The sequence below is a fragment of the Stenotrophomonas sp. RS-48 genome (assembly GCF_030053245.1).
In the GTDB taxonomy this organism is placed as follows: Bacteria; Pseudomonadota; Gammaproteobacteria; order Xanthomonadales; family Xanthomonadaceae; genus Stenotrophomonas; species Stenotrophomonas maltophilia_P.
The window spans coordinates 41,785-68,611 of sequence record NZ_JASGBV010000003.1; the positions used below are offsets into that span (position 1 = coordinate 41,785).

Sequence of the window (26,827 nt, forward strand, 5' to 3'; positions counted from 1 at the left end):
GGGCCTCTAAGAGCGGGCCCCAAGCTCCTGCGCCTCCACGCATCTATCCCTATAGTCCCCTAGAAGTGGCAGTCTGTCCTTAATACAACGCTTTCGAGGTCAGCACTGAGGCTGTAACGGGTGTCAGCCAAGCAGACTGGATCCGTCTGAGACCCAAGGCTGGAAGCAAGGCACCAGAGCTCCCCAGCATCAATCGGATGCTAGAAGCGCTACCCAAGCTTGGCGGCTATATCCTGCTTAGCTGCGCTGGGAAGTTAGACTTCGGTGCGGATACACATCGCGCTCCGGCAAGAACTGGAAGTGGACCTCTAGGACCTCATGGCAAGCAACCTTATCAATAGCTGGCTGAATTCACTTGATAGCGAGAAGTTCGAGGAGCTTGTGCTCCTCCACGTTAACGAGAGGCATCAGCCCGAGCTGGAGGCCCAGCGCATTGGCGTTAGCGGGCAGGCCCAGAATGGCGTCGACGTGTACGTTCACGCCCGCAATCCCAACCTCGGCCACTGGGGATACCAGTGCAAGGCATATGCTCGATCAAAGCTCACTACAGCCATCTTCGACAAGGAGTTGGAGCTGTGCCACGAGTTCGTGCCACCCCTGGACTACTACAGCATCGTTACCCTAAACAGCAGAGATGCAAGATTGCAGCAGCATGCCAGGACTGCTCGTCTGCATGGAAAGGTCAACAGGGTATCAATAATTGCACTCGAAGACCTGGCGTCCATCGTCCAATCTTCCAACCTACTGAAGAAGCATCTCATTGACTTCGTGTTTCAACCATCAGATGTGCGGGTAATCAGTGAGTACCTAGGGCTCGTAAACGGCATGATGCCGAGCTTAACCACCGAGATTGACCAATCACTACCGGATGACCTCAGAACCGCAGAAGATTGGGTTAATAATGGGATGCCACTGCGAGCGTTAGCCATACTCGACGCGCGGAGCGGCTCTACAAATGAGAATGCGGTCAAGCGTATCCGGTGCCGCGCACTCTATGGGATGGAAAGCTATGCGGACGTTCTGGCAATTGCAAATACTGAGGCCGAATACCAATTGCCGAATGCGCAACTTCTCATTCTTGGAGCATTGGCAGCCGAAGAACTTGACGAGACTGAGGTAGCAGAGAGACTCGCCGATCTCGCCCTCTCTTCAGCAACAGAAGCTACGCTCGCAGAGGCTGTTGGCGGCTGCGTTCGGCTTCGCGCCAGGCGCGGAGGTGCGGAAATTTCTGACCTCGAGGCATTCGCGAAGGTTCATCTTGGCGACCGGCTAGATAGAATAGCGGTAGCACTTGCCGATTCAGCAGCAGCGCTTGGTGCACCACATCGCGCCGCTCACTGGTTTTCAGTCGCGCGATCCACTCGACCGCATTTGGCTCTCGGCGTTCAAATCAATCAGCTCGCAAATGCCCTAGCAATTGCAACAGACAATTCCGATCAGGGTGAGATTTCCCGAATAATTTCTCTCCTGCAGCAACACCTTGATTCAATCAAAGGTCCGGAGAATTCATCACTCCAGAGGGTTCTCCTGACCAATCTCGGCGCAGCCTACCGTGCCGCCGGACGATTTGCCGATTCCGCTAGCTCGTGGGATGAGGCGCTTGCAATTAAGAGCGGGCAACGTGACATCTGGATCCACCGATGCCTTCTCTGTGAACATGACAGTGACATTCAGCCTCCAGATGAGGGCGCTGCCTCCGACCATGCCATTGATGCGATTGCGAAGCTCGCCTATGCATCTTCACTCACTTCGGCAAATCGATTACACGAGGCAAGGACCATCGTACAGCAGGTGCTTTCTGACCCCAGAGTGACGCCCATAGAGAGTTCGATTGCACATGTAGAGCGATTGCGAATTTGTTTACGAACCGACGACCCGCAGAGCGTCATCAGTGACGGCATTGCGCATGTCAGTGACCACGGCGAATCCCTACCGCTTCTCGGATGGTTGGCGACGCAGCATAGTCGCGCCTCCGATTCCAACAAGCGAGAGATCGACCGCATTCTTCGACAGATAGATCCGACAGGCATGACTTCCGAAGCTGCGCTCGGAATCGCAACTCCCTTGGCAATGAGCGGAGCCGGCATCGCACTCGGCCGATGGATCCCCCGCCTTAAGGAGATCGCGTTCGCAGAATCGGGAGAGCTGATCAACGAGCATGCCGCGATGGTCCTGGCAGAGACGCAATGCGACAACTTAGATTTTTCTGGATCCATCCTCACATTGGAGAAAGTCCATCAAAGCAACCCCGACAGCGCCGAAGTGCAGACACGACTTGCGCAGGCGTACTATCAGGCTGGCGATCGCGGCCAAGCCTTGCTCGCACTCCAAGAAGCAATCGCTACCCCCAATGCGACGACCCAGTCTGTACGTGACTGGGCACGGCTTGCTGCAAATATGGGGCGAACACGCGAGGCAAGAAAGCTTTTTCTGACGCTGAACAAGCCCACCGCCAAGTCGGCCGATGATTACATTTTCCTGATGCAGGCTAGGGTTATTCTTGGGATCAAGGAAGACGATGCAGACGCCATTGAACTGTTGCGCAATGATCTAGTTACGCCGGAACGCGCGTCACAGGTCTTCGCGCTTGGAGTCAACCGCAAGTCACATAGGCGCGTTGATACCGTGCAGCGCGGCACGATCGTGGCCATTTACATCGAAAACCAGGTAGACGACAAATTCTACATCAGCAAGGCTGGTGCACCGTCGCTACCGGGTATTCGCTCGTTAGATCCCATCCGTCATCCTTGGATCGAGCAGCTTATAGGACAGCAATCCGGTGCCACCGTGACGCTTATGGGGGAGCCGTTTGATGGGAAGGTAGCGGAGATCAGATCCATTCGCGGTCCTTCCGAAATCCTTTATGCCGAGGCAGTGCAGCAGATCGGCTTGAGCTCAAAGGAGCAGACGGGCGTTCAGCGCATCAGTGGAGATATCGAGTTCCAACTGGCAGAGGCCAAGAGGATGCTGAGTGCGCGCCACCGGGAGGTGGAGGAACGGCTTGATCTGGCGAAGCGAGGACACTTCCCAGCTGTGCTGATGGCCAAGCAGTTCCAAACAAGCCCTAGAGAGTTCATCTTCAAGTCCAAATTCTGGATACCACATTCTCACTCTGGGACCACTCCCGACATTGAGGCTGACGAATCCATACTGGAGGCATCGGCTGGGTGGATTCTGGACGCGACAACTGTTCTTCTGCTCGCCACAATCGACGCCGAGGACTTTGCCGGCCGCCTATTCAAGCCACCGCGCATCACTAAGCTCGCGGTTGCTCAGCTTTGTGACTGGCGCGCCGAGGAGCGTGAACGACGTCGATCAGTCGGGCATATGAATCTTGACGAGCAGGGCAACCTTTACATCACAAGCAGAAGCGCCGCCGAGCGGGTTGCCCTGCTTAAGTTCTGGAAAAGAGTGTCGAAGATCATTAGCCAGTGCAGAATTATCGATGTGCCGACAGTCCCGTTGTCCGGTGAAGCCGCTCAGCTTTTGGATGCCTTCGGATCAGAGACGTTCGCCACCTTCCACGCCGCAAAGTTTCACGGCCTCACGCTGATTGCAGAAGAGCTCAGCCTCCGGGCCATCGCAACTGCTTCTACCGGAATTCCATCTGCGGCGTTGCATTCCCTGATCATTACGGCTTCTCGGCACGGATGGATCACACCCAGGCAAGCCATGCTTTGGATTGCTCAGCTCATTGAGCTCGGCTGGACATGGGTGGGCTTCCCAGTTGACTGGCTTTGGGCCTGCATGAATCTTCCCGAGGATGAACGCTGGAGAGTGCTCAAGGCGCTTTCGAGCCGAATTCGATTGGCTGATCCACGTACATCGGTAGTTGGGCTACTTTCATCCTTAGCCATGCTAGATGCCGGTGTCATTCAGGTCGCGGACCCTACGCAGTACAGACAGACCATATTGGCCAGTTTGCCAGAACTTGAGCAGTCCATTCGCACGGGAATTTTCCGAGCCTATCGGTCACGGGCGCCACGAACTTCAGAAGCCAAGAAGACAGTGAAGCTACTTATGGACTGGGCTAAGAACGGCGGAGGATGAAAATTTAGGACCGACCGTAGAGACTTGCTAAGCTCCATTCAGCAGGGTGCGATCGGCTCAGCAAGCCGATCGCGCCAGATCGAGCTCCCAGCGTCCCCCCAGCCCATAGGCCTCACCCGATTCCCATTGCTCCCATTAAGCCGACAAGCTGGGGAACATAGCTAGAAAGCACGCCACCAGCTGCTCCTTCCAGAATGGTTCGCAGCGATTTCAGAGACTCCTCCACGACTCCCCGCTTGGGAGAGTCGGACTGGAGTTGAATCAAGACTGTGTCAATGTCCACAGCTACCTGAGCAGGGGCACCCTCGGATGTGGCGGCATTTTTGATTTGCTCCAAGAGTGATACAAGCTCGTCGCGTCTCTCAATCATCTGGTACGACTGCTGCCCCGCAGACAGCTGCTGAAGCTGCGAATTATGCATAGCACCAATGTTGTTGGTGATGTTCGTAACATGCTTGGCAGCGCTTACTTCGGTTGGGCTGAAGCTCAAACCGTCACCAACTACTCCTGCTGACTCAAGATTTAGCGCCCACTGAAGAACGCGGTTTCGGACCGTGTCCAAGACGCCATGGAAAACACTTTTTGAGATAAATAGCGATGGCTGCATCTTCACCTCCATATGCTTCAGGAAGTAGGCGGTGACCCTTGGTGGGAAGCTAAAGCGAAGCTCGTTCTCCGCTCCTCTGAGAAGCGCCTCGACCTCCGCCACGCTGAATCCCATGGGCAACTTGCAGAACTCCTTTTCCATCTCCGCCGGCATGTTAAAAGGCAAGTAACCATGATAGGGATTGTGGACCTGAGGGAGCCCACGCAGATCTCTATAGTCAGGCAACTCAGCATCACCGGCGTAGCCTGAAAGCTCGGCCTTAATCCAAGCGGTGTCCTCACTGATCTTGAGCTTGGTTGAGATCACCAATGCCTTTCGAAGAAGGTCACTAACGCCGATCTTAGGGTCTAGCGCATCGTGCTGGATTTCCTGCACCAAACTGGACATACATCTCCCAAAATTTGTTTAGGGTGTGCGTTTGCAAGCAGCCACATCTACCATCAAACCAGGACGTGCAGGCAGGGTCTAAAAGCGTTCTGCACCGAAGCCATCCTCTACCCCGCACACGCCTTCAGCACGACCGCGAACAATGCGCCGGCTATTACGACCGGCCAGCACCCGGCGTTGGATGAGACAGGCTTGGGAGGAACGCTCCCGGGGACGGATGGTCGACGTGGCGGCATCGCGGGCGGAGTCGGTGACTGCCGCTGCATCCCCCCAAGGATCGCTTGATTCCGACTTTGAGAAGGCGATGGATTTGGGCTTGACGGAGGGAGCGGTCCAGGGTTTGCCACCGCCCCGCCCATGCCCTTGATGATGTTGGCATTTCGGCTGTTTGCTTGCGTCGTGACGCCACCCAAGGCAGCGCCCACAGGCTTCCCTGCTACCTGAAGCCGGAACTTGGCATCCTTTTCAGCAAGTGTCTGTATCTGACCAGGCGAGGTGATCGTGATCGACAGGTGGGTATAGCTGATCGAGCGCGAGCTGTTCTTGACGCGAACACTGTTGCTGTATGGAGGGTCAATTAGGCCCATCACCGAAACCCAGCGCCCCACCCAGGAAGCATCGGGGAGACCGGTCCTGATAGCATCCATGCCGTCAGACCAGATCGCCAGCTTGACTGCCAGCCCCCGCCAATCGGCGAAGTTCACGAAGATGTATGGCTTGCCATTTCTGGCACGCCCACGCCTGACCTCTTGGATGCAACCCACGAGCTCTACTCGATTACCGACCAGCTGCAGTACTTGCGAGTAGTTGGCGGCAGCAGCGACCACATAGGGGCCCTGATAGGTAAGGATCCTTGGGGCCGCGCTGATCGAGATTGGTCCCGCAGGTACACCCGTGCCCGTCAGGAAGTCGGCCAGCGAAGGAACCGTCGAGAAGGGAGCGGCAGCTACTTTGGCCAGATTCTCCACATGGACCCGGGCGCCAGGGATAGCCACTGCGCTCTGGAAGGATGTCGATTGGGTCGGGTCTAGGAAATCATTTCGCCGGAACACGACCGCACTTGGCTCAGATCTGGTGGAGGCCCACATCGATGGAGCAGCGATCAGGACCTGGAGCGACACATCCAGCGTCAAGAAGGAGAACCGATCCAAAGTGGGACCGAAATCGTTCGCCGAACGCTGAGGGTGTTGAAAATTGATCTGGCCCAGCTCGGTCGCCTTAGCCCCCTTGAGTGACTCCACATACAGGCCGTCGTAGTCGATCAGCTGCACTGTGCTGCCATCAGCACTGACCATCAGGTTCTCTGGCTGGATGTCTCCATGAGCAACGTTGTTCTGCTCCAGGTAAGCAGCCAATGAGATCAAAGCAGCGCGTAGTCTGGTCAGCGCCGCCTTGTCATTGTGCTTGACCTCAAGGAACTCAGCCAACGTGGTCCCACTGGCCCACGCCATCTTGACGGTAGGGTACGTGCTCCCCTGAATCCGAATCCCGGCTGGATTGAACTCAAAATTGAGGAAGTACGGACTATTGAGCTGCTTCAGCCTTGACGAAATTGCCTGATAGCGGTGCTCCAGCTCACGAGATTCCTTGTGGAAACAGCGCAGTGCGTAATCTTTCGCGCCTACTGTCACCTTGTACGTCAGCGCGAAGCCGCCGCATAGCGCCAATGGCAGACCGAGACCAGTGGTTTTCAACGCACCGCGCTTGAGCTCAGGATCCAGTAGCACCAGCTGAGGGGACTGCAGTGCTTCGTTGTACTGCTCTAAGGATGGGTAGGCCATTGTCAGATCCGCCTCAAGACCTGGTGACTGACGCGATAATCAGCGTGGAGTCATCGCGACGCATCCGGCCCGCAGCACGCTCTTTCTCCACGAGCGCAACAAGCTCATGCGGCTCTCGGATACTACACAAGGCTTCCAGTGCTGATGCGTCTCCTCTCTCTTGATGGGAAAGGAGCCAGGCGCCAAGTGCATCGGTCATGCAAAGCAAGAACCTGTGCCCTTGCTCCTCATACCCCCATTTGTGCACAGAACAGTGCAGACCGTCCGGCTCGTTCAGATCCATCCTCGTAGAGAGCAACACCGGCTTGTCCAGAAACTGCTCCGAGCTACCATAGGGGACTGATGCAAGCATCGTGTCCGCATCGAGCCACACGGCCAGGCTGTCTCCGACGGCGGAAACCCTAACCGAGCTGGATTCGGGGAGGTCTTGCACAACTAGCAACGTGGCAAAGCTCCCCCGCTGGTATGCGGCTGCTTTTGACCAGGTGAGCTGCTCCGGGTCATGCAAAGCCTTGTAGGCCTGCGCGCAGGCCCCGACCGCAGCCACTGATAGATCCTCATCAGCCATGCGGTCAACAAGGAGCTGCGCCCAATTACGGGCGTCAAAAGACTCTGACGCACCATCGGCCAGTACGATCCTACCCACGTCGGGGGCTAGGCGGTAGGCATCCTCATTGTCGCTCGGCGACTCTTTGTGCTTAGCCACCGTCCCCTCAAACAGAACCGACAGTGCCATGATCAGCGCAGCTGCGCGGCCCTCGTACCGATGTCGAAGAAGTCGACGATCTCTGCGATTTCACCGTTGAACACGAAGCCCTTCGATTCCATAGTTGCCTTGATACCCTTTTCCTCGGCAACCTTTTGGAGATGCGGAGGCAGAGCACTGGACATCCGGAACAGCAACTTTGCGTAAGAGTCACTCAAGCCGGCGTCGGAACTTGGGAACTTGACCGGATCTCCACCGCTCGTGCTCACGTGCAGATTGAACAGCAGCACGTTTCCATCGTTAGTGCTGATCTGCTGCAACTGATGCGCAAGTGACTCGGGATCACCGTCGGTTGACTCACCATCGGTGACGTGAAGCACTGTCGGAGGGTAGCTATCCGGGTGCGCATCACACCAAGCAGCCAGCTCACCAGCCGCGGTGGTGATCGCGGTGCACATCGGAGTGCCACCGGAGGCACTGGCTTCAAACCAGACCGGGAACTTGATGGACTGATCGACGAGTCCGCCAGCACCGTCGTCAACGCGCTTGGTGCGGTTTTCCACTCGGAGCGGATTGGCCTCAATCCCGGAAATGGGATGGAGAACTGTTGACGAGAGCCCACCACTCAGGCCATTGCTGGCAGAAGAGCCCGAATAGCCCAGGACACCGACCTCGAAGTAGTCCCGGGTGCCTTCGGACTTAGTGCATCGAGTGATCAACGTAGCGAGCGTGCGGTTCAGCACATCTGCAACAAATTGCGCCTTGGATTTCCCGTTCTGCATGGTGTCCTGCATGGAACCGGACTGGTCGACAAGGAAAAGGAAAGCCGTCGGGCTGGTCCTACTGATCTCAGCGGTGTAAGTCATCGATTTCCCCTGGAGTCTGAAAGGTATGGGTAACAGCGATTAGGCGAAGCATTAGGCCAGCACGCTACCCGCCCCCTTATCATGCCGCGCCCAGGCAGAAACCTCCACCAGCCATCCGGGTTACGTGAGTAGGATTTTTCTGACAACCTGAGCAAGACTCAGCTGATCAACTCTGTCCGAAGCGGTGGAACTTCGGCGAGAGTCCATTTGCTGGAGCGGGCGACAGGCAGTCGCCGGATTGCTCGGATTGCGTCTAAGGTTGTCTCATTGGAATATTGAGCCGGAGTCCGGAGTCCGGAGTCCGGACTCCAACGATGATCCAGCAGAGCTTCCGCTAGAACATTTTCCCAGCTTCTCGGGTGAGGATGGGGCTCCAGAATTCCAATCCCTAACCAGCAACCAACTCAGGCACCCCATGAAACGTGATAGCGAACTGATTCGCCAGCTGATGCTGGCTCTAGAGACAAGCGAACGCCCCTTCAGCGCCACCAACCCGATTGAGGGATTCACTCAACCCCAAGTTGCCTATCACTTGGCGTTGATCGTCGATTCCGGTCTCGCGGTAGGCAACGTTCAGTACTCTTTGGGCAGTCGCGACTCAACCGTACCCACAGCAGCCCTAGCATTCCGTCTCACGCCAGAAGGGCATGATTTCATCGATACGATCCGCGATGAGACGATCTGGAATAAGACCAAGCAAAAAGTCGCCACTGTTGGCGGCTCGGTCAGCATCGGCGTGCTCAAAGAGATCGCCACAGCGCTGGCCAAGTCCGCACTGGGGTTGGCCAACTAACATCCGGCAGCTTGTGCGGCGAATTGAGTTTTCTCTCGAAAAGAGACCCAGCGTCACGGCAACAGCGCATCCCCCTGGCGCGTTTCCCCTGTAGCGGATGGCCACGCAATTGCGGCTGAGTTCATCAGCAGCATGGCCTCAGATCGACCAAAGCGAGGCAAGAAGGCCAATTGCAACTGATCAAACCCATAATCAACTCCATGGCTCATCGCCGCAACAATGCCCCTGACCTATTGCCAATCCATGGGGGTAAGGGTCAGGCTTGGAGGTCGCTACAACAGTCCTTGCCGCTGGGCTTCGAAGTGAACCAGCGGCGAGTGCCTTCGCAAAAAATTCTCGCTGATGTCGCCCGCGCAATAGTCCTGAAAATGCGTAGCACGCATCTTTCGATTGATGTCATTGTCCAGGCCCACGCGCTTGATCGTTTCATCAACTCGATCAATGTCGACCGGATTAATACCCGGATTTGGATAGATACGTCCTGATACCAGTTCGATTTGAAACCATTGTGGAGGCAAGACGAAAGGATCCAGGACATCATCAAAATCACACTTGCGCGCATTGACGATTGCGCTTGCCAGACGGAAGTTATCCCACTCATAGGCTCTTCGCGGCAACTTGGACTTAGCCACAAAGTGGTCGGCAGTCACACCACCCACGGCCCTCTCAATGTAGACCGCCAGATATGCACAAGTCTGGTTGTACTCCCGATAAAGATCATCCAGGCAGTCACGCCAGAAGGGACTGAGCTTCTTTCCAGACGGTAGCGGAACATCCGGGTCGATGCCCTTGGCGCGCATCGATTTAGCGCCGCGCGCCCGAACATTGGCGTTAAAGTCTGCGGGCTCTGCCTTAGCGACAACAGGAATCATGGCAACCACCCCTTCTTCTCGCCGACAAAGCGCCAGCGCAGCCAAAACGGATCGGTATCACCGATTACTTTCTGAAGTTCGAGATGAATTGCCTGGGCATCGGACTTGCTGAAGTCTTTACGCGCCATAGCCAATGCCGCACGTTCAAGGGCCTCTTCTGCCTCAATCGAGCGGGATGATCGAAGATCGAATGCCTCACTGGTCAACCAGTTTCCAGCCTCTCCGTGTACTACAAACTGGCGTTGCCGCACCACCACTGACTGGCGCTTGCCAATCGTTTCAAAGTCCAGATCAAACCAAGCATCCTCCTTGGCATCGAAAATAGGCTCCACTGACGCCATCACCAAAGGCGAATGCGTTGCGGCGATCACCTGCACGCTGGCTTTGGCAGCCAATGACTTCACTACCTCCAGAAGCGCGGCGACAATCCGCCTTTGCCACTTGGGGTGCAGGTGGCATTCGATCTCGTCCACAAGGAAGGTCACTTGATGCGTAGGCTTCATATCAATCAGCGCAGCAGCCTTCAGGTGCTCTTCCCATGTCCATACAAGCAGATAGGCCAAAGCCAGGATGCGGCGAAGGCCCGCAGATGCATGTAGAACTGGCACGTCCTGACCGTACGGCATCCTTATCGTCGGAATGTCACGAGCATCGTCGAGGCTGATGCGAGTCAGATTGCCAAGCTGGATACGCTCCATTGCTGATGGCGACAATGATGAAAGCACGGCCTCAAGGCGCTTGAATGCCTCACCCCGCTCCTTCTGCCAACTCGCCCAATCAGAGATGAGTCCATTACACAGCACCCGGCCTTCAGAGTCCCTCAGACCGTCCCAGATTTCTTGGGTGGAGAAAACGTAAGCAGGCGGACGATCCTGCACATCCACGTTTCCCTTCTTTCGCCAATAGTTACGCGCCGGATCCCATGCGGCAAAGCTACCGTCGGCCTGAGCGTACAGCACCAACCCCGGATTGACCGGTCTTCCAGCTGCGCCCTTCCAAGCCTGGTCCTTCCGATCAAACTTGCTTTGATAGGTGACAGATTTTGACTGGCCTGTCACTGAAAACGTAATAGACGCCGGCTCATCCCCATGCGGCTTGGCCGGAAGGCCCATAGGCAGACGACGATTCAGCTCAGCTGGCCATTTGCGAGTCAGTGACCACCATGCGATGTCCAGCAGGAAGCTCTTGCCCAGACCATTGTCACCGGTCAGCAGGTTGAGACGACGTCCAAACTCCAGATCCATTGACGGAGCTGGGCCAACATTGCGCAGTGCGAGCTGTTCGATCATGGCCTCATTCTACCGTTTTCGCATGGTCCGCTAGGTGCCACGCAGGGTGGGAGTAGCCGGCGGCACACCGTCAACCCTCCAAGAGCCCGACCAGCAGGTGAAGGATGCCTCACATGGATTCTTGGGCCAACTGCGTCCAACAGCTACCCGGCCTCGCGCGCGAATGACGGGGTTAGCCCAGCCCTAGGACCAAGAGGTTGGGGGTTGGTCGTCCCCGCGGGAAGGATCAATCTGAACAGGTCTCTGGATCCGACTATCTCGCGGGGGATCAGAACCATGAGCTTGTTCCACGTCTGGCTCAAAGCCCCTCACCGAACAGCCTCCCTGACCGAGCCTAACTCTTTAGGGAATCTGTCGTTTTCTGCACTAAAGAGGCCGCATCTACCCCTAACGCACCGGCCAGGGCGATAAGAGTCGATAGCGTAGGCTGACGGAGACCTCTCTCCAACAATGAGATGTAGGTCCGGTCCAAACCTGCATCTAAGGCAAGGTCCTGCTGAGAGATCTCCCGCTCGGTGCGAACCGCGCGAAGTACCCCCCCGAAGGTCTTTTGAACAGCCTTTCCGTCGGTCGCCATTGACGCCCGAAGATAGGGGCGCTAAGACTATAGTGCGACGGACTATAGTCCTCACGCATTTCACCAATTCGGCTCTCGACTCAGGTGCACGCCCCGTCCCGCGCACCAAGCTTTAACCCACGCATGAAATCAAGGAAGCATCATGAAAGGAACTAGCCTCGTTTGGACCTTGGCGATCTGCGCTCTGATCACTGGCTGCCCAGGAGGCACACCGAATTGCGCAGACTCCGACACCCTCGCGGTCCTGGATGAAGCTGTAAAGGCAGAGGTCGATAAGTACGCAGACCGCAACCGCTCTAATGCGTCAGAGGACTTTCGCGTGCTCGGGGAGACCTACGAGATATCAAACATCCGCACGCTTGAGTACGACGACAACATCGACAGCTATCAGTGCGACGCACGCATCACATATCAATTCAAAGCGCGCCAACAGTCCGTGGACTTCTCTTATAGGGTCGATACCGATCAAAGCGATGGGGGCGTCCTGGAGTATCAGTTGAAAATGCTCAAGCCAATCGTAAGCTTCTTCATGTCAGGTTGAAAATTCGAAGAAAGGCGCGCGCTATCAGGAACATCGAATTCCACATCGGCAGCATGTAACTCAAGGAGCGGTGGCCCGGGTCAGAGGTCGAGCTGACCCAGATTGAGGACCTCAGCTCTGTCCTTACGGAGAACAAGCGCGAGCAAGTTGCCGCCGGCAACTCTTCGCCCCGACTTCTCGTTCAGCCAGGCAGCTTGAAGCTTGCCGGCGGAAAGAACCTCCGATAGTTCAGAGCTATCGGACTGGCCCTTCAATGGCTCACCAGGAGAGGCAAGTCCCCCAGCTAGGCGCTGCACGACAGCAGGTACACCGGACTCACTCTTGGCGTATGCCGTCGCCTCGAATCGTCGGCTCTGCGGCGACCAACCACCAAGCACCAACTCGGTGTGGAGCAAGGTGCTGGAGATACCCGCCTCCAAAGCCGCACGCTCGTAGTTCGGCCAAAGCTGGTCGATGACCAACCCCAACTCCCGCATCAGCTGCTCCATCGTGAAATCGCTTCGGAAGCTGGCCTATAGAGAAAGCTCGTAGATCCTCAGAAAGAACTGAGTTGAGCCCCAGTCGCTAGCACTAGATTGTGCTGCGGAATCAACAGGGCCTTCGCACCTGCAGACGTAGCGCCGGAGAGCGCATCTTCCGCAAGGGTGTCGACCGCCACTAAAAGCTGATCCGGGCGAAGCAGAACGTTGAGAATGCTCATGCAGCGCCAAGGGATGACCTATGCGAACTATCCCCCGTCCTGACGGGCCTGTCTATGGCCCGCGTGCTCCTACAGAGAGACGGACTGGTCAAACTGCAAGTCCGGGCTGGTAGGCATGCCTTCCACTAGCAGGCGCCTCACCGACTGTCGCTTTTGGCCAATCCTGGCCCTCGGATCTGAGTGCGGATCCTTGTCTGTGTAGCCAGACCGAATTCCTCCAGAACTCAGGTCCACTAAGCTAGACGGCGGTGTTTGCAGCCTCTCCCGAGACCCCGGCCGCGCATCAGATCAGACTGTGGAATTGAGGTGCCTTACCTATCATGCAAACGTTGCGATCTCACTTTCGATAGCAATAGATCACAACCCACGGCTCTTCCACATGGCAAAAGTAGACAAGCAGCAGACTCACATCAAACTTGCGGATTTCCATTTCTCATCCGGCGCTGCGGTCGGAACCGCGACCTTAGCAGACCTGATCTACGCGCTGAACATCGAACTCGTGAAGGAGAATGGAGAGCTGATCACGACCAGGTCACTGAAGCGCACCTTAGAATTCGTTAGATCCACAATCGGCGTGGATGTGTCAAGTCGAGAGCAATCCCTACCGCTTCCAGTACTGAAGACCATTCGCCTGCTCTTTCTGGCCGACCACAACCACTCCAAGAACGTACTGAGACTGCTATCGCCCCCACAGGTAGAGGACTCGGCTTCGATGGAGTTCAGCACCGTTACCACCGTGCCGCGTGACACAGACGCCTACGAGCTGATCCAGACCCTGTGCGACTCACTGGCATTGGAGATCGATCCGTCCAGATTGAGTGCGCTTAAGCAGATGCTCTCCCGCAGGGATAGGCACTCCGTCGCTGAAGAGTTGCTCCTCCACGTTGAGAGAACGAACGATGAGGTGTCCCAAATCCTGCATGACGCCTTCGGCATGAGGGAGGCGCTACTGGTGAGCGCGTTCGACTCGATCACCGAGCTCCTCGACCAGTTCCGCGTTGAACTGACGGGAGAGATATCCCCATCCGCTGCAGAGGCGATGTACATCTACCTTCAGACACTGCCATTCCGTCACTTCATCCAGCACTATCCCAGACACCTGGAGGACACACGCATCCACGGTGCGATCGGAGATATCCAGGATGACGCCAATCGCTTCTGCGAATCGGCAGCCCATGGAGCCCAGTACCACCATGGTCCGGGAGACCGTGTCTTCTCAATCATTAGTTTCCCCTACCTTCTGCTTGAGCACTCGGAAGCGATGTGCGAGTTGGTCCAAAAGGCCACCGGCATCCCGACGACAGTCCGACAGCTTCAGGCGCACCGCGATCGCGTCAGACCGCTGCTTATTTCGTACGCCTACCGCTCGTTCGACTGTACCGATCAAGACGCCACAGTCCTTTCCGTATACGACGTAGTCGCCGCGTTCTGCTCCTTTCGTTACCAACAGGAGCGCGGACAAGACTATAAGCCGTACTGGCACGGCCAGACCGATCAGGGTAAAAATCCCCAGCGACTGTTCGATAAGGGACTGGGCGACGATCGGCCGTATCAGCATCAAGGCGTGATGCAGATCTATCTGAATCGGTTCTACGAGTACCAAGCCAACTTTACAGGAACGATCAGCAGCTATCAGGCATGGATGCGATACCAGATCGCGGTACTAGGCGCGTACCGCTCGGTGCTGGATCTGAAGAACATCACGGCGATCGCGACTGGGCTGAACACGCTGAACTTCTACAGTGTGAACCTAGCCAAGGACATGGCCATCAAACACTACCAGATGGAACGGCAGCTCATACATCGTGAACTCCACTTAGGATCAACTGCTGTCGTTTTGCCGTACTCCATCACACCGCGCTAGCCAACGTCTCGTCCTGACACATAGAGGCCGGCAAGAGCAATCTTGTCGGCCTTTTCGTCGGTGCATCAAAACTCTGTTGTCACGGCAGAAGCGGGTCTGTTGAATACACGTAACCAACGGCTTCCTCCCCATCGAAGGATCCAGGCAGTGGCAGTGCGCTGCCCTGCCCTTAGGCACGTCGTCGGTGAATCTTGCTGCCCGCGACCGTCCAGCACAGCACTTCGCGAATGGGAGCCGTCCGCCCAACCTTTATGTGCGAGCCACTTGCCGCTATTCCTAAGGCCAGTGGAATACGTCCGCAGGGGGACATCATGAAGGCATACAACGAACTGGTGGATGATAGCAACCGGCCGCACTGATGCGGGCATCCGCTGTCCTGCGGAACGCCAAGCCACAAAGCAGCGCCGGGCAATGCTCGGCGACTGCTCCGGAAAGTGAAAGCCTCATGCGCGGCGTCACAGCATCTGCTGCAAACCAGACGACGCCGATGAAGGCTGGAGCAATGCCTCCAAGCTGTAATGGCATTGGGGGGGGACATGGCTTCCCAAGGGTGGTTTCGTCATGCCCACGCGTAAGGAAGCGGAACTCGCCAAGGTAGCTGACGTCACTGGTCCGTAGATTGCCGGGCCTATCTAGGAGAGCTAGACCAGACTCATGTCCATCGGGCGAGGCAGAGCTGCGTCCTTGCGGCAACTGAAAGAGGCTGCTAGCGTTCGGCCGTCAGACAGGGGACGGCAATGGAAAAGGTGATGAGGGGCGTATATGCGTCGGTCCTAGTTCTTGGGGTAGCTGCCGGCCAAGCCCAATCAGCAGAGGCCCCTGTCCCAACGAGCGGCATGGTCTACAACACGGTCGATAATGGCTGGCTGACGTATGAATGTGACCCGCCTACCCAAGGTTTACTGACCTGCTCGTTCGTTCAAACTAGCATTAGACAGCAGCTCAAACCTGCCGACACCCAAGCCCGCCTTACCAGAGAGACTGCTGACTTGGCAGCCTCACTTGCCAAAGACTATGGAACTCGTCCTGCGGGGATTTTTGATTCCACCAAATGGCAGGAGCTTTGTGCGCTCGGCAGCCAGATCACCGACCTTGCCAACGGAAGGCCCGGAGCTGACACCCCGCCAGAAGCTGTGCGCTCGATGTCCAGAATGAGTTCGCGGCAGAGGGAGGACATGCGCCTATGGGCTGCGGCCCTGGGCCGGTCCTGCGCTAGCCGTACACTGGATGGACTAAAGGAGGCAGTTGCGCTGAGCCTCGGACAAGAGGAACGGACCTGCCGCATAGGCACAAATCCGTTCAAGCAAACTTTCAAGGCACAGTACTCGCAGGGCATCTTCCAATCGTGGATCGTTGCGGACAGCACACCTTCGGGGGATTGTGGGCTTATCAATGTTTCCCGAATGGTTCCTGGCGAGAACAGCTGGAAGTGGCGCTACTTCGCACGAAAGGTTGTGACCAACCCAACTGGAAGCCAAATGCTCCTGAAGTGCAGCGACCTGGATCAGCTGGAGTATGAGTACGACTGGAAGGAGCAGCCAGTGCCTTTGGTCTGCGATTACATCAAACCTGGCATCTAAACCAAGCCCCTGAACGAGCCATCCTTTCGCCAGAGGTGCGCTCGCCATTTGAGATGCCTGCTCCCAACTGTGGCTCGTAGATCGATGGCGATTGAAGCAGTACGCGCTGGGCGATACCACCGACACCAGATTACTCAGTACGTAGCTCACACTCAACTCGGCGCGCCCGAGTAATTCGGATAGAGGACTAAAACTTGCAGAATCTCCGAGACGCAAAGGATAGGCCAGTCGTACTCCCACTACCATCCGGAACGAAGGACAGTTTGATCGATACGCTGTCAACAGCGATCTACTCATCTCGGGTCCTTGGAGGCCATCGAATCGATCCGGCCTCACTACGGCTCGATGACGTTCAAGCCTGCATCGCACGAGGCTCACCTCTGGACAAGATGCTGACCTCCTTCCTAGGTGAGCAGCATGTTACTGTCTTCATCAGGAGTGAAATTGAGTCGATTTTACTTGCAGAGCAGAGCAAGTGGCGTCGGCCAACTTCATTTAGCGAGCTTTTCACTCCAACGGAAGCTCAGGAGCTATCACGGCACCTGATAGACCTGCTGGGCACACTTCCCTGGGACTACAAGTTCACGATTCAGATGCCTGGCCTGGGGCCAAACGCGCTATCCCGTGTTGATGGCATAATCGATCTTTCCAGTTGCACGCAGCTCATAACCGGAGCCACTCTACGCGACCACACTGACCACCGAGTGGCCGCCGCTGACCTGATGCACGATACCCCTGCTGAATTATTCGACAGACGCGTTTACGCGCAGATAAAAGTCGCCGGATACGTATCGCGAGATCTTCAATCGGACAGCTTTCTACGTGCGACAGAACAGTTTTATTCGCTTGTTGGACTATTCCTGGCATTCAATGTGGTAGATGCCAAAAATGCATGGCTATACGGGACAAGTGGTGTAACAAGGATATCCACAGTTCGAAGCGGCGGCGATCAAGTACTCCTGCATTTCACCTCCGATCTTGACGTCCACTATCAGGGCTTCTTCAACGAACTCGGCTACTCGGAAGAGTTCTTGGGGAAGATTGATTCGGAGGACAGGCTCAGCATCATACTAGAGAGGATACGGAGCGCCTTGAGCAGTGGGGTAGCCAGCCGACTGCAGAGCGCAGCGCGTTGGTTCTTAGATAGCCACACAGGCAACAATGCTCAGGTCAAGTTTGTGCAGGTCGTAATCGCATTCGAGATACTCCTGGGCGATGAGAAAATGTCCAAAGACACAGGAATCGGAACCCTTATGGCCAATCGCTGCGCCTACATGATCGGTAACGATGCTCGCGATCGCGAAAAAATTATCAACGACATGCAGATGGGATACCGAATTCGCGGTCGAATTGTTCATGCGGGCGCCAGCATTCTCACCCACGACGAGAAGTTGACTTTCTCGAGGATGCAGGAGCTATGTGCACTAGTGATCAAACACGAGGTGCATGCGATGACCAGTGCGTCGCCATAGCTTGGGGAGCCATGCCGGCGAGCGAAGCCCTCCGAAGTCTTTCACAACCCGTCAAGCCTCCCACGATCTGAAGAACGACTTCGGTGCACGCTACTTGTCCCAAAGCAACTCGGAACTATTCAACTTCACTTGTCTATCCTCGTTGTTCCGCTGGCGCTGAGGAGCACTCATTCCAGGCTGCAAGCTGATTGGTTCAGAGCCTTCTATGGCACGAGTTCGACTAATGGATCGTCGGGCCATCGTTTTGACCGGCGAGGAAATTAGAGTAATTGACGTGTCCGCCAATTCCGAGCCGGTACGGAGCTATTGGTGGATGGAACCGCGAAAAGGTGTGCCTATCAACACCACAAGTGCATTCCACGATCACCCCGCAATGAACGATGATATGGCCTCTTGCCCTCCCTCATGCAGTGGTTACCGACCACTACCTACTGGATCAGTAATTTTTTACACCACCAGCTCTATGTATATGGAAGTGATGGGTTCGTAGCCGGCAGGATAGAGCGACGCAGGTAGTAGAAGGCGCTGTAGAGCAGCGCCTCTGCTTACGAACTGGTACTTGAGGGTGCGGCAGGCCTCCACATAGCGATGCATACAGGGGGCGGTAGCACGCGCACTTACCGTTTCTTGATCACACCGCATTCGACAACGAATCACTCCACTCCATATAGGCCGACAAGAGCAGTCTTGTCGGCCTTTTTCGTCTACGCATAGAGAAAGGGTGACACAGCAATGGCAAGCTTCCATTACAGTATCAAGAGCGGCAAGAAAGGCACCGCTCGCAGACACAGTAGCTACATCCAACGAGAGGGATCGCACAGCGAGCGTGAGGATTTGGTCCACGCAAGTCACGGCAACCTACCGGCATGGGCCGAGGAGGATCCCAAAGCATTCTGGAGCATGGCCGACCGCCATGAGCGTGCCAACGGTGCAGCCTATCGCGAGCATGAGATCGCGCTGCCCATCGAACTGACCCAACTCCAACTGATTGAGCTGGCTGAGCGACTGGCTCAGCGATTGGCCGGCAACAAACCGTACCAGTACGCGCTCCATGCTCCAGAAGGCGCGCTTGGGGGTATCGAGAACCCGCACGTGCACCTGATGTGCTCGGACCGCGTTCCGGATGGAATCGAACGCACCCCGGATCGAACGTTCTCGCGCTACAACCCGGCCCGTCCGAGTGAAGGCGGCTGCAGGAAGGACAGCGGGGGCAAGAGTCCGTTGGAGCTGCGGCAGGAGGTCACGGCCAGACGCAAGCTGGTGGCCGATACTCAGAACGAGATGCTGGCCGAGTGCGGCTACAGTACCAGGGTCGACCACCGCAGCCTTCGGGACCAGGGACTGGATCGACGGGCAGAGCGCCACTTGGGCCCGTTGCTGGTCAAGGGGATGGCCGGCGGGGAGAAGCACCAATACGTGGCGTTTCGGGCTGGCCATGGTGCCGGCAGCCCGCCGGCGCCCCGTTGAACAGGCGCGACTTTGCGATTTTGTCGCAGAGTCGCTCATGCCTCAGCCGGTCTGCAGAGAAAGAAGTGGCCTTAGCAGGGATCGAGTGGAGGCGAGCGCCCTCGCCTTCACCGACCCCTGCCCCATCCTACAGGGACATCTGCATCTGGCCGAAGAAGTTGTTGGCCAGCCGCAGGTAGCACTTCCGGTCCATCGCCCCGGTCATAATCCATAGGGCACCACGCGCCTGGAGCACGTCCAAAGCTGCAGTAAGACGGCTACGGTTCCTGACGGGACCATTGCGAAGCACGTTGTTACGGGGAACCCAGGTATCAGAGAAGGGGCCGCCCCAGATCCGCGTTTTGAGGTAGTGAGCCAAGGCCCGAGCATCGACAAGGTCTTGGGGCACTACCGAGTCAGGCGAGAACAGGTGCTTGTACTCGCTCTCGTGCCACTTGACGATCTCGAACGCTCGATTGAGGGTATCGACTGAGATCGGGCCGACCTCCTCAGCAAAGTAGTGCATCGCCGCAGCCAGGCGTGCCAGGATCTCCATTACCTTGGCGGCAAAGTCGTTGATGTCGCTCAGGTACTCACCCTGGCGAAGCAGACGCTCAGTCTGCTGTGCCAGCTCAACCCAGCGGCTCTTCGCATCGAGACTGAACTCGATCAGTTCGCGTTCGATCGACCCCGATTGAATCTGGGTCCGATAACGCTCCAGCAGCACGCCGATCCGCTTCTGGAACGCCGGCAAATGCTCCCAGGTCGGTTCCTCTCCGCTCACCTGGCGGAAGCCCATGTTCGATTGCGGCCAGCCCACCAGGTAGCGCGCCCAGTGGCCGCTGCCTTTTGCCACCGATCCCTTTCGATCCAGGAAGGCCTTGAGCGGTTCGTGCTGGGTCATGATGCTGACCGACACCCGGGGATTCATGGCCAGCAGATTCTCGTCCGCGCGGTCTCGCATCAGCACACCCGGGGAATCCCACAACCGGTTCAGCAGCCCGAGATGAGACATCGCCTCGCTTCGGAACAGGACATGGCCTTCGTCGGTACTGATCGCGATCGACTCCCCGTCACCCACCAGCGCTTCTGTGATCGCTTTGCCGGTGATCTCCTGCCGCATGAAGTAGCGCAGCCGGGGTTCGGTCGGCTTGCAGCGGCCGTGTTCCAGCAAGCGAGCCTCGAGCTCGTCGCTGTCCTGGCCGCGACTGACCGCTCGCGCGACTGCGCTGCGCAGACCTTTCAGCTTGGCCTCCCATGCACCAAGTTCGGCTTGGTACGCCTCCTTCTTCTCCTTATGGGATGCCAGTGCCTTCGTGTCCGCGTCGCGGAACGGCGCGAACAGTAGCGAGGACACAGTCGACTTGCGTTCGCCCGATTCGGCAATGATCAGCAGGTTCTGCGATACGGGCCTGATCAGGCCCGTGGGCAGCTTGACGTCGATCAGTCCCTGACACGCCATGGAGATGGCGCTGATCAAGCTCATCCCGATCAGCGCATCCGGTGCCTGAACGTTGCGGGAGATCTCGTAACCCGCTTCTCGCACCACCACCAGGAAGGCGTTCAGTGGGTAGCTGGGGGCAACACGGCCAAAGGTGGTCGTCATTCGGTCTCCCCCTGTTCGGCCGCGGGCGAGTTCAGCACGGGCTGCCCGCAACCGGAGCAGACCGCGATGTCGCCCGTCTCCTGCCGGCGCACCCGTTCCGCATTCAGCAGCTTACGGAACTGGGGCAGACTCAGCTGATGGTCGTAGGCGGCATTGAAGCGCTCCATCGCCAAGCGCTTGCGCGTCCGCTGCATCAGGTACTGCTCCAGCACGGAATAAGCCTCGCGGAAGTCCATCTCCAGCTTGCTCTTGCCCAGGCTCAGATCCTGATCCAAGGCGTGCTGGAGGCGGTCCAAAGGAGTGTGGATGCCAGCCAGGGCGTCGGCGAGACTGCTCATGCTCACAGCCCTCCCCTGTTGGCGCCAATCTTGGCGGCACGGCCCTGCAGCCAGGCGATAGCCTCATGGGTCCAGTAGAACTTGGGGGAGTTCTCGCCGTCATAGAGCGGTACCCCCTTGGGGAAGGTCGGATCCTCCTTCATCAGCTTGTAGGCCTTGCTGCGGCCAACCGGGATCACCCGGAGCAGCTCCTTCAGGCTCAACGCAGGGCGGTCACGCAGGCCTTCGGGGATGAGAGTGTGTGCAGCATCGGCCGGCAAAACGGTGCCACAGTCCGGCATCGGCGCCGAACGCATCTGGATCGTGTTCATGTTGGAAACCTTCGGGTGTTGATGTGAAGGAGTCCGGCCGGATTCCCGACAGGCCGTGTGCCTGTCGGGTTCCATTTGATCCGTATGCCGCCCGGAACAACATGCTCAAAAATTCAAGGATTCGGTTTTGAACCGACTTTGAGGCGACACGATCGTGCTGACGCAGCCGGAAGACACATCGGATCAGCCCAAGCGCAGGTCACTACGGTCTATTCGGTTCGCAATGCAGCGGCAGGCGTGGGGTTCCGTAACGATGCCGGGCCGAGACGTACCTTGGACGATTCGACTTCCGACCGGCCTCTTCCGCAAGCTGACTCCCTGCTCAGAAGCGCCCTGCCCTGAACAGGACGCTACCTCTAGAGCATCCAGACTGCCGGGGAGCGCTGGCCCCACCATAAAGCGGCCAGCGCGGAGGGACGCCCAACGAGCCTGCTCTCCAATCCGGAATGAACTTTCCGTATCCTCTGAGCTGCCACCCATCGCCGTCGGCTCAGAGCTTCTCAACTGGACACCAAAAGCCATGACTCAGGCTGCTACCGTCCTCCAGCTTGCTCTCACCAGCCTGAGGCGCTGGCAACGGTACGAGCTCCATGTTGGCGGTGGAATTCCGCCTTTACGAGCTACCGGGCGGAATGCAGTGCGCCATTCAATTCCGCGCCGCCATCGAATCCCATGCAACAAGTTTCAAATTTGCCCCAGAGCACATCCCGGTTCAGCCAAGAGTCGGCGGGACGGCGTCGGAGGTGACTGGCGTTCTCCGCGCCTTCGCGAGCAACGCTGTGGTGACGGCAGCCGTTCTGGTGTCCCAGGGCAAAAGCTCACAGTGCTTGTCAAACTTGTTGTATTGATCGCTGCATCCGGCGCTTAAATCATTGAGCTTTCATCTCAACCCGTGCATTGATCAATGAGCAACAAGCAGTACAGCGAGATGTGACAGAAGCGATTCGCGTTCTTCGAGAAGAACGGCGCCGAATGGCCGCGCAAAGGCTCTGCGCAAGGTACAAAGAAAAAATGGCGTCGAACCCTGGCAGGGGGCGCAAGGCCCCTTGCCAGTCCGTCTCTCGCGTCAGACCTTGACCTAGAACGGCAGCCAATCCTCGTTGGCGATCAGCCCGTCAAGCCGAGACGCCAGCCGCTCGTAGTAGGCCGCCTCTCTGATCAGCCTATCGGCAGCCCGCCGCCGGCGGGCACGATCCCTCCAGCCGCCACTTGGATTTGCATCCAGCGCTGTGGCCCGAGCCCACAGTTCCGAAGCTTGCTCCCTAGCCCAGGCAGCTTTCCTCTCGTCTATCGTTTTTTTTCATTTGTACTCCGGTCATACGAAGCGGCCAGCCGATGGCTGGCCGCTTGGAGCCGATCAGGCTGGATCGTTTCCACTGGCAGCTTGCTCTGGGATGACCCCGATTTGCTTGGCCTTGATCTGGCTGGAGAGCAAGGCGCTGGAGACCATGTAGGCAATGGTTGCCAGTACGCCGATCCAGGCATCAATGGACAGGTTGAACATCAGCCAGCCGCCGTGGAAGGCCCAGAAGAGAATCGGGGACCAGATCCCGATTGCCTTGCGCAGCTTGACCCGGTTGACGACCACGTTGTTCTGGAAATGCGGCAGCGGGAGCCTATTTTTCTTGAGGCTCAGATATGCCCTGATCGTCAGGGGGACCAGGAAGAAGATCATCAGAACGTTGTAGAGGATGACTCCCATGTGTATTGCTCCTTGTTAATTGAATTGCCCGTTTGACTGTTTCGCGTGGCTAGCGACACGTAACCCGCTGCATGCGATCAACTGACTGGCCTCGAGGTTGCGCCACACTTACGTGCCACGTAGAGTCTACCCCGTGCGTAGAAGTGGCGTCATCCTGTTGGCATGCGGCCCAAGCCCTCCAACCGTTCATGAACACCCATACGCCCGTTCCTCGCGGCGTGGTTGCTGCACGCTTGCGACAAGCCCGCGCTTTACGGGGGCTTAGTCAACGTGAAGTTGGAGTTCGCATGGGCTTGGATAAAGACACGGCGTCGGCACGAGTAAGCCGATATGAAAGCGAATCAATGGCGGTCAGCCTTGATTCGCTTTTCGTGCTGGCAGCTGCCCTTGAGGTTCCACCCGCCTACCTTGTCGCAGGCAGCTCAGCGATGGCTGATGCGATCTTGTGCCTGGGAACACTCGGCGAGAAGCAGCAGGCAGAACTGGCTATGGCACTTGCTTCTCTGGCCAAGCTACCGCCCGAGAGACGCCAGGAGTTCATAGACAAGATTGAGAACTCCGGGACCGCCCTATAACTGCAGTGCCACGCTTACTGCGAGACCACTGCACCAAGTTCTCTTGCCAGGTATCAATGAAGCGGCAGCCGTTTCGTTAGAGCATTCCCCGCGCAGCCATCGATAGCGCCTGGTCTGCCGTCACAACGAAGTGATCCAGCAGCCTAACGTCGACCAGGACAAGAGCCTCTTTAAGGCGTGTGGTAATCGCTCTATCGGCAGCTGACGGGTCTGGGTTTCCACTGGGATGGTTGTGGGCCAGGATCACAGCTCCTGAGTTCAGGGCCAGTGCTCGTTGAAGCACGATCCGCGGCCCCGGATGCGCTGGGCCAGACCTTCAAACGAGTTCACCATCGTCATTACCTTTGTAGTTGGCAGCAGAAACGCACAAGGCCCGGACTAGCCGGGCCTTGTGCGTTCTTTATGTCGCTAATTGGGATCAGTGATCCATGAAACTGCAGTTGATGCAGTTGTTTGGGGCTGTGCACTTCACCACCCCCGCCAGTACTGCTGTGGCGACCACCATCACGCAGTAGATCAACTCGATCTTGCTGTTCGTCAACACGTGTACTTCCTCTAGGGCTGCCAGCGGAGCCCTATCCGCAAGGACTCTCGGTAGCGTCCTCAAGGTGGTAGTACAGGTTTGAATCTTCTTTGATTCCAGTCGACAAGGGCACTCGCCTTCAGATTAGGCCGGCTTTGCCTTGCGAACGGTCTTTCGAGCGATCTTCTTGGCGCCTTTTTTGACAGGAGCACTCGCCGCCTTACCCTTAGCGCCGACCTTGCGTGCCTTCTTGACCACAGCCTTGCCCACCTTAGCCTGCGGCTTGACTGAACTTGCGGGCGGATACTTTTCGCCGACGTTCGCAGCACTCCAGGCCTTGCCTTCAGCGGACTTAGCCCACGCCGTGAAGACCTTCGGCGTTAGCCCCCTGCCCGTCCAAGTCTCGCCGGTAGGCAGGCGGTACTTCGGGGCAACCTTGCCGAGTGTGCGTCCTTTGACTGAGGACTTTAAAGGCTTCCTAGCTCGCACGGGTACGCCTGCATCATCATCGCCAGCGCTTCCCACGAGCTTCGCAATCTGGCGCCGCTGAGCGGCCGTGAGGACTCTAGAGTACTTCTGGAGAACAGCGATTGCCTGCGGCACCTCACTGTCACGCTTCTCAACAAGCTTCTTCTGTGCTTCGAGCTGCTTGATCTCAGCGTCGAGCGATTTCAGTGTCGTCAGAGCCACAGGCCTATTCCAGGGGAAGGGGTTCAAGCGTATCGCTGCCGGCACAATAAAGCCAATTGCGACAGTCGGCGAGCAGCATCACGCGTACGTTATCAATTCCGCTTCCGAGTGGGGACGCAACACCCCTAGCTGCGCTCTACAGCATTAGCGGATCTGCGCCCTGATGGCAGCGCTATCAAGGACCGAGAAATCGGCAAGACCGACGCCATAGTGCTTTCGAAACACGAGATTCACTCGATCGTGAAACTCTGGATCGTCAGCGTCCTGGGTTAGCCAGGAATAATTGAGCTTGAATGGGCCAGACTGCAGCACCCATTGTCTGCTCAGGTCATACAAGATCATGGAAGCGAAGAACTGATTGAACGTCTCGAGCACATCCTTTTCAGCGCGTCCCGGATGCATGCGTGGGTACAGAGCAGCGTCGTCCGCCTTGTCCGAGAACAGCGACAGGTGAGACAGCCACAGCTGGCGAGGTCTATCGCTGCTCCCCCGGTTCAACCAGTACCCGGCCCAGCAGAAAAATTCCGGGCATTCGGTTCGATCATTCACGAAAGAAATGAACTCGCCCATCAAAAGCTTCAGAACAATGTTTCTATCCGCGAACTGGAAGCTCTTATGCTCAGCCATCAACGCCCGAGCCTCGACACTGGCACCGACGTGCTCCCGGAACTCCTCCAGATCGGCAATGTGATCCCCAAGCTCCGATAGCCTTCCCAGTCTTTGCGCTAGCTCTCGGTACTCTTCTGCAGAGTAGTCTTGAACCAGATCGCGCAGCGAAGGCTCCTCGATGACAGCTTTGCACAGAAGGTAGAATCGGACTCCAGGGTCTGCTTCGAGGTAGAACTTCTCGTAGACTTTAATAGGAGCAGGAAAGCCAACGGTTGGGTTGATCGCCATGTCACAGATGAATAGGAACAATGCGACAACGGGACCAATAATAGACGTTGGCTCAGACGTCTCCGAAATCTCCAAGAACTGCTTGAATGCGGCGCCATACACCCCTTCAAGCATGCCCTCGCCCCTAGCCTCATCAATTGTCAGACCGGATTGTGATGATCTCGCCAGGAACTGCAGTTGTATGAAACGGGCCTGCCCTTCATACAACTCATATAAGCCCACAGGAGCGCGTGCGATCCTCGTCCCATAGTAGTAGCCCTCGATGCGCTTCTCTGCCATCGCCATCAGGTTGTCAGCAATCACCTGCGGATCAGAAAGGAATGCTCCAGAGGGGTCAATCAGCTCGCTCACGGCGCCCACGATCTGAGCGTAGGTGATCAAGAATGAGTGCCCAGCAGCTTGGAAGTATGGGTTTTTATAGATCTCAGGAGCGGTCTTTGGATCCCGGGTCAGTGATAGATAGAACTCCGTATCCATGAAGTTGTTGGTTACAACAATGGCTGCGGTTGCAGCGTCCGTTGCTTCAACAGGAAGCAAGCCAAGCTCGCCGCTCAATGCCAGATTCTGAATGCACTTTTGCGGGCCCAAGCTCTGCAAGATGCCGTGCAGATCGGACATATTCGCGTGGGTCTGCACCGGATAGAGCAAGCTTCG

At 57.0% G+C, this 26,827-nt stretch carries 22 protein-coding genes and 1 pseudogene; 8 read left to right on the forward strand and 15 right to left on the reverse strand.

Features of this window, described 5'->3' with window-relative positions:
• Positions 1 to 318 precede the first annotated feature (318 nt).
• Positions 319 to 4,050: a hypothetical protein gene (locus QMZ25_RS00780; RefSeq protein WP_283218960.1), complete on the forward strand. Its 3,732-nt coding sequence runs from the start codon at positions 319 to 321 to the stop codon at positions 4,048 to 4,050.
• 112 nt (positions 4,051 to 4,162) lie between these two features.
• On the opposite strand, the gene QMZ25_RS00785 is transcribed toward QMZ25_RS00780, so the two are convergent.
• The 4 genes from QMZ25_RS00785 to QMZ25_RS00800 form a co-directional block, all read right to left on the reverse strand.
• Positions 4,163 to 5,044, reverse strand: coding sequence for a hypothetical protein (locus QMZ25_RS00785; RefSeq protein WP_283218961.1), 882 nt, complete (start codon positions 5,042 to 5,044; stop codon positions 4,163 to 4,165).
• A 107-nt stretch (positions 5,045 to 5,151) separates the two neighbouring features.
• On the reverse strand, positions 5,152 to 6,825 hold the full coding sequence (locus QMZ25_RS00790; RefSeq protein ID WP_283218962.1) for a protein kinase family protein: 1,674 nt from the start codon (positions 6,823 to 6,825) through the stop codon (positions 5,152 to 5,154).
• 13 nt (positions 6,826 to 6,838) lie between these two features.
• Positions 6,839 to 7,561 carry a hypothetical protein gene (locus QMZ25_RS00795; protein WP_283218963.1) on the reverse strand — a complete coding sequence of 241 codons (723 nt, stop codon included), beginning with the start codon at positions 7,559 to 7,561 and terminating at the stop codon, positions 6,839 to 6,841.
• A gap of 2 nt (positions 7,562 to 7,563) precedes the next feature.
• Positions 7,564 to 8,397 carry a vWA domain-containing protein gene (locus tag QMZ25_RS00800; RefSeq protein ID WP_283218964.1) on the reverse strand — a complete coding sequence of 278 codons (834 nt, stop codon included), beginning with the start codon at positions 8,395 to 8,397 and terminating at the stop codon, positions 7,564 to 7,566.
• Positions 8,398 to 8,812: 415 nt separating this feature from the next.
• On the opposite strand from QMZ25_RS00800, the gene QMZ25_RS00805 reads away from it, so the two are divergent.
• Positions 8,813 to 9,190: a DUF2513 domain-containing protein gene (locus QMZ25_RS00805; RefSeq protein ID WP_283218965.1), complete on the forward strand. Its 378-nt coding sequence runs from the start codon at positions 8,813 to 8,815 to the stop codon at positions 9,188 to 9,190.
• Positions 9,191 to 9,462: 272 nt separating this feature from the next.
• Here QMZ25_RS00805 and QMZ25_RS00810 read toward each other — a convergent pair whose 3' ends face one another.
• Both QMZ25_RS00810 and QMZ25_RS00815 read right to left on the reverse strand, forming a co-directional pair.
• Positions 9,463 to 10,062: a hypothetical protein gene (locus QMZ25_RS00810; protein ID WP_283218966.1), complete on the reverse strand. Its 600-nt coding sequence runs from the start codon at positions 10,060 to 10,062 to the stop codon at positions 9,463 to 9,465.
• Positions 10,059 to 11,351, reverse strand: coding sequence for an AAA family ATPase (locus QMZ25_RS00815; protein WP_283218967.1), 1,293 nt, complete (start codon positions 11,349 to 11,351; stop codon positions 10,059 to 10,061). The genes QMZ25_RS00810 and QMZ25_RS00815 overlap by 4 nt, the downstream gene beginning before the upstream one ends.
• A gap of 719 nt (positions 11,352 to 12,070) precedes the next feature.
• On the opposite strand from QMZ25_RS00815, the gene QMZ25_RS00820 reads away from it, so the two are divergent.
• Entirely contained in the window at positions 12,071 to 12,469 is a 399-nt protein-coding gene (locus QMZ25_RS00820) for a hypothetical protein (protein ID WP_283218968.1), read from the forward strand.
• 80 nt (positions 12,470 to 12,549) lie between these two features.
• Here the strand turns inward: QMZ25_RS00820 and QMZ25_RS00825 are convergent, their stop codons facing one another.
• A complete protein-coding gene (locus QMZ25_RS00825) occupies positions 12,550 to 12,957 on the reverse strand; it encodes a hypothetical protein (RefSeq protein WP_283218969.1) in 408 nt (135 codons plus the stop codon).
• A 591-nt stretch (positions 12,958 to 13,548) separates the two neighbouring features.
• Here QMZ25_RS00825 and QMZ25_RS00830 point away from each other — a divergent pair.
• The 4 genes from QMZ25_RS00830 to QMZ25_RS00845 all read left to right on the forward strand — a co-directional run bounded on the left by QMZ25_RS00830 (position 13,549) and on the right by QMZ25_RS00845 (position 19,552).
• A complete protein-coding gene (locus QMZ25_RS00830) occupies positions 13,549 to 15,033 on the forward strand; it encodes a hypothetical protein (protein ID WP_283218970.1) in 1,485 nt (494 codons plus the stop codon).
• An 836-nt stretch (positions 15,034 to 15,869) separates the two neighbouring features.
• Positions 15,870 to 16,613: a hypothetical protein gene (locus tag QMZ25_RS00835; RefSeq protein WP_283218971.1), complete on the forward strand. Its 744-nt coding sequence runs from the start codon at positions 15,870 to 15,872 to the stop codon at positions 16,611 to 16,613.
• Between the two features lie 263 nt (positions 16,614 to 16,876).
• Entirely contained in the window at positions 16,877 to 18,085 is a 1,209-nt protein-coding gene (locus QMZ25_RS00840) for a HEPN domain-containing protein (protein WP_180877571.1), read from the forward strand.
• Positions 18,086 to 18,817: 732 nt separating this feature from the next.
• Positions 18,818 to 19,552, forward strand: a complete 735-nt coding sequence (locus QMZ25_RS00845) for a MobA/MobL family protein (RefSeq protein ID WP_283218972.1) — start codon at positions 18,818 to 18,820, stop codon at positions 19,550 to 19,552.
• Between the two features lie 127 nt (positions 19,553 to 19,679).
• Here QMZ25_RS00845 and QMZ25_RS00850 read toward each other — a convergent pair whose 3' ends face one another.
• From QMZ25_RS00850 to QMZ25_RS00865, 4 genes are all read right to left on the reverse strand, one after another.
• The gene (locus QMZ25_RS00850) at positions 19,680 to 21,137 is read right to left on the reverse strand and encodes a YfjI family protein (protein WP_180877569.1); all 1,458 of its coding nucleotides are present in this window, start codon (positions 21,135 to 21,137) and stop codon (positions 19,680 to 19,682) included.
• On the reverse strand, positions 21,134 to 21,475 hold the full coding sequence (locus tag QMZ25_RS00855) for a hypothetical protein (RefSeq protein WP_283218973.1): 342 nt from the start codon (positions 21,473 to 21,475) through the stop codon (positions 21,134 to 21,136). The genes QMZ25_RS00850 and QMZ25_RS00855 overlap by 4 nt, the downstream gene beginning before the upstream one ends.
• A gap of 2 nt (positions 21,476 to 21,477) precedes the next feature.
• Positions 21,478 to 21,786 carry a hypothetical protein gene (locus QMZ25_RS00860; RefSeq protein WP_283218974.1) on the reverse strand — a complete coding sequence of 103 codons (309 nt, stop codon included), beginning with the start codon at positions 21,784 to 21,786 and terminating at the stop codon, positions 21,478 to 21,480.
• 1,357 nt (positions 21,787 to 23,143) lie between these two features.
• On the reverse strand, positions 23,144 to 23,488 hold the full coding sequence (locus QMZ25_RS00865; protein ID WP_283218975.1) for a hypothetical protein: 345 nt from the start codon (positions 23,486 to 23,488) through the stop codon (positions 23,144 to 23,146).
• Between the two features lie 188 nt (positions 23,489 to 23,676).
• Here QMZ25_RS00865 and QMZ25_RS00870 point away from each other — a divergent pair, with 188 nt between their 5' ends.
• The gene (locus tag QMZ25_RS00870; protein WP_283218976.1) at positions 23,677 to 24,063 is read left to right on the forward strand and encodes a helix-turn-helix transcriptional regulator; all 387 of its coding nucleotides are present in this window, start codon (positions 23,677 to 23,679) and stop codon (positions 24,061 to 24,063) included.
• Between the two features lie 76 nt (positions 24,064 to 24,139).
• On the opposite strand, the pseudogene QMZ25_RS00875 reads toward QMZ25_RS00870, so the two are convergent.
• The 4 genes and pseudogenes from QMZ25_RS00875 to QMZ25_RS00890 form a co-directional block, all read right to left on the reverse strand.
• Positions 24,140 to 24,355, reverse strand: a pseudogene (locus QMZ25_RS00875) (JAB domain-containing protein); the annotation flags it as partial.
• Positions 24,356 to 24,481: 126 nt separating this feature from the next.
• Positions 24,482 to 24,607 carry a hypothetical protein gene (locus QMZ25_RS00880; RefSeq protein ID WP_283218977.1) on the reverse strand — a complete coding sequence of 42 codons (126 nt, stop codon included), beginning with the start codon at positions 24,605 to 24,607 and terminating at the stop codon, positions 24,482 to 24,484.
• A 123-nt stretch (positions 24,608 to 24,730) separates the two neighbouring features.
• Entirely contained in the window at positions 24,731 to 25,303 is a 573-nt protein-coding gene (locus QMZ25_RS00885) for an H-NS family nucleoid-associated regulatory protein (protein WP_283218978.1), read from the reverse strand.
• A gap of 117 nt (positions 25,304 to 25,420) precedes the next feature.
• The coding region (locus QMZ25_RS00890) for a hypothetical protein (protein ID WP_283218979.1) at positions 25,421 to 26,827 on the reverse strand (1,407 nt) is incomplete at its 5' end.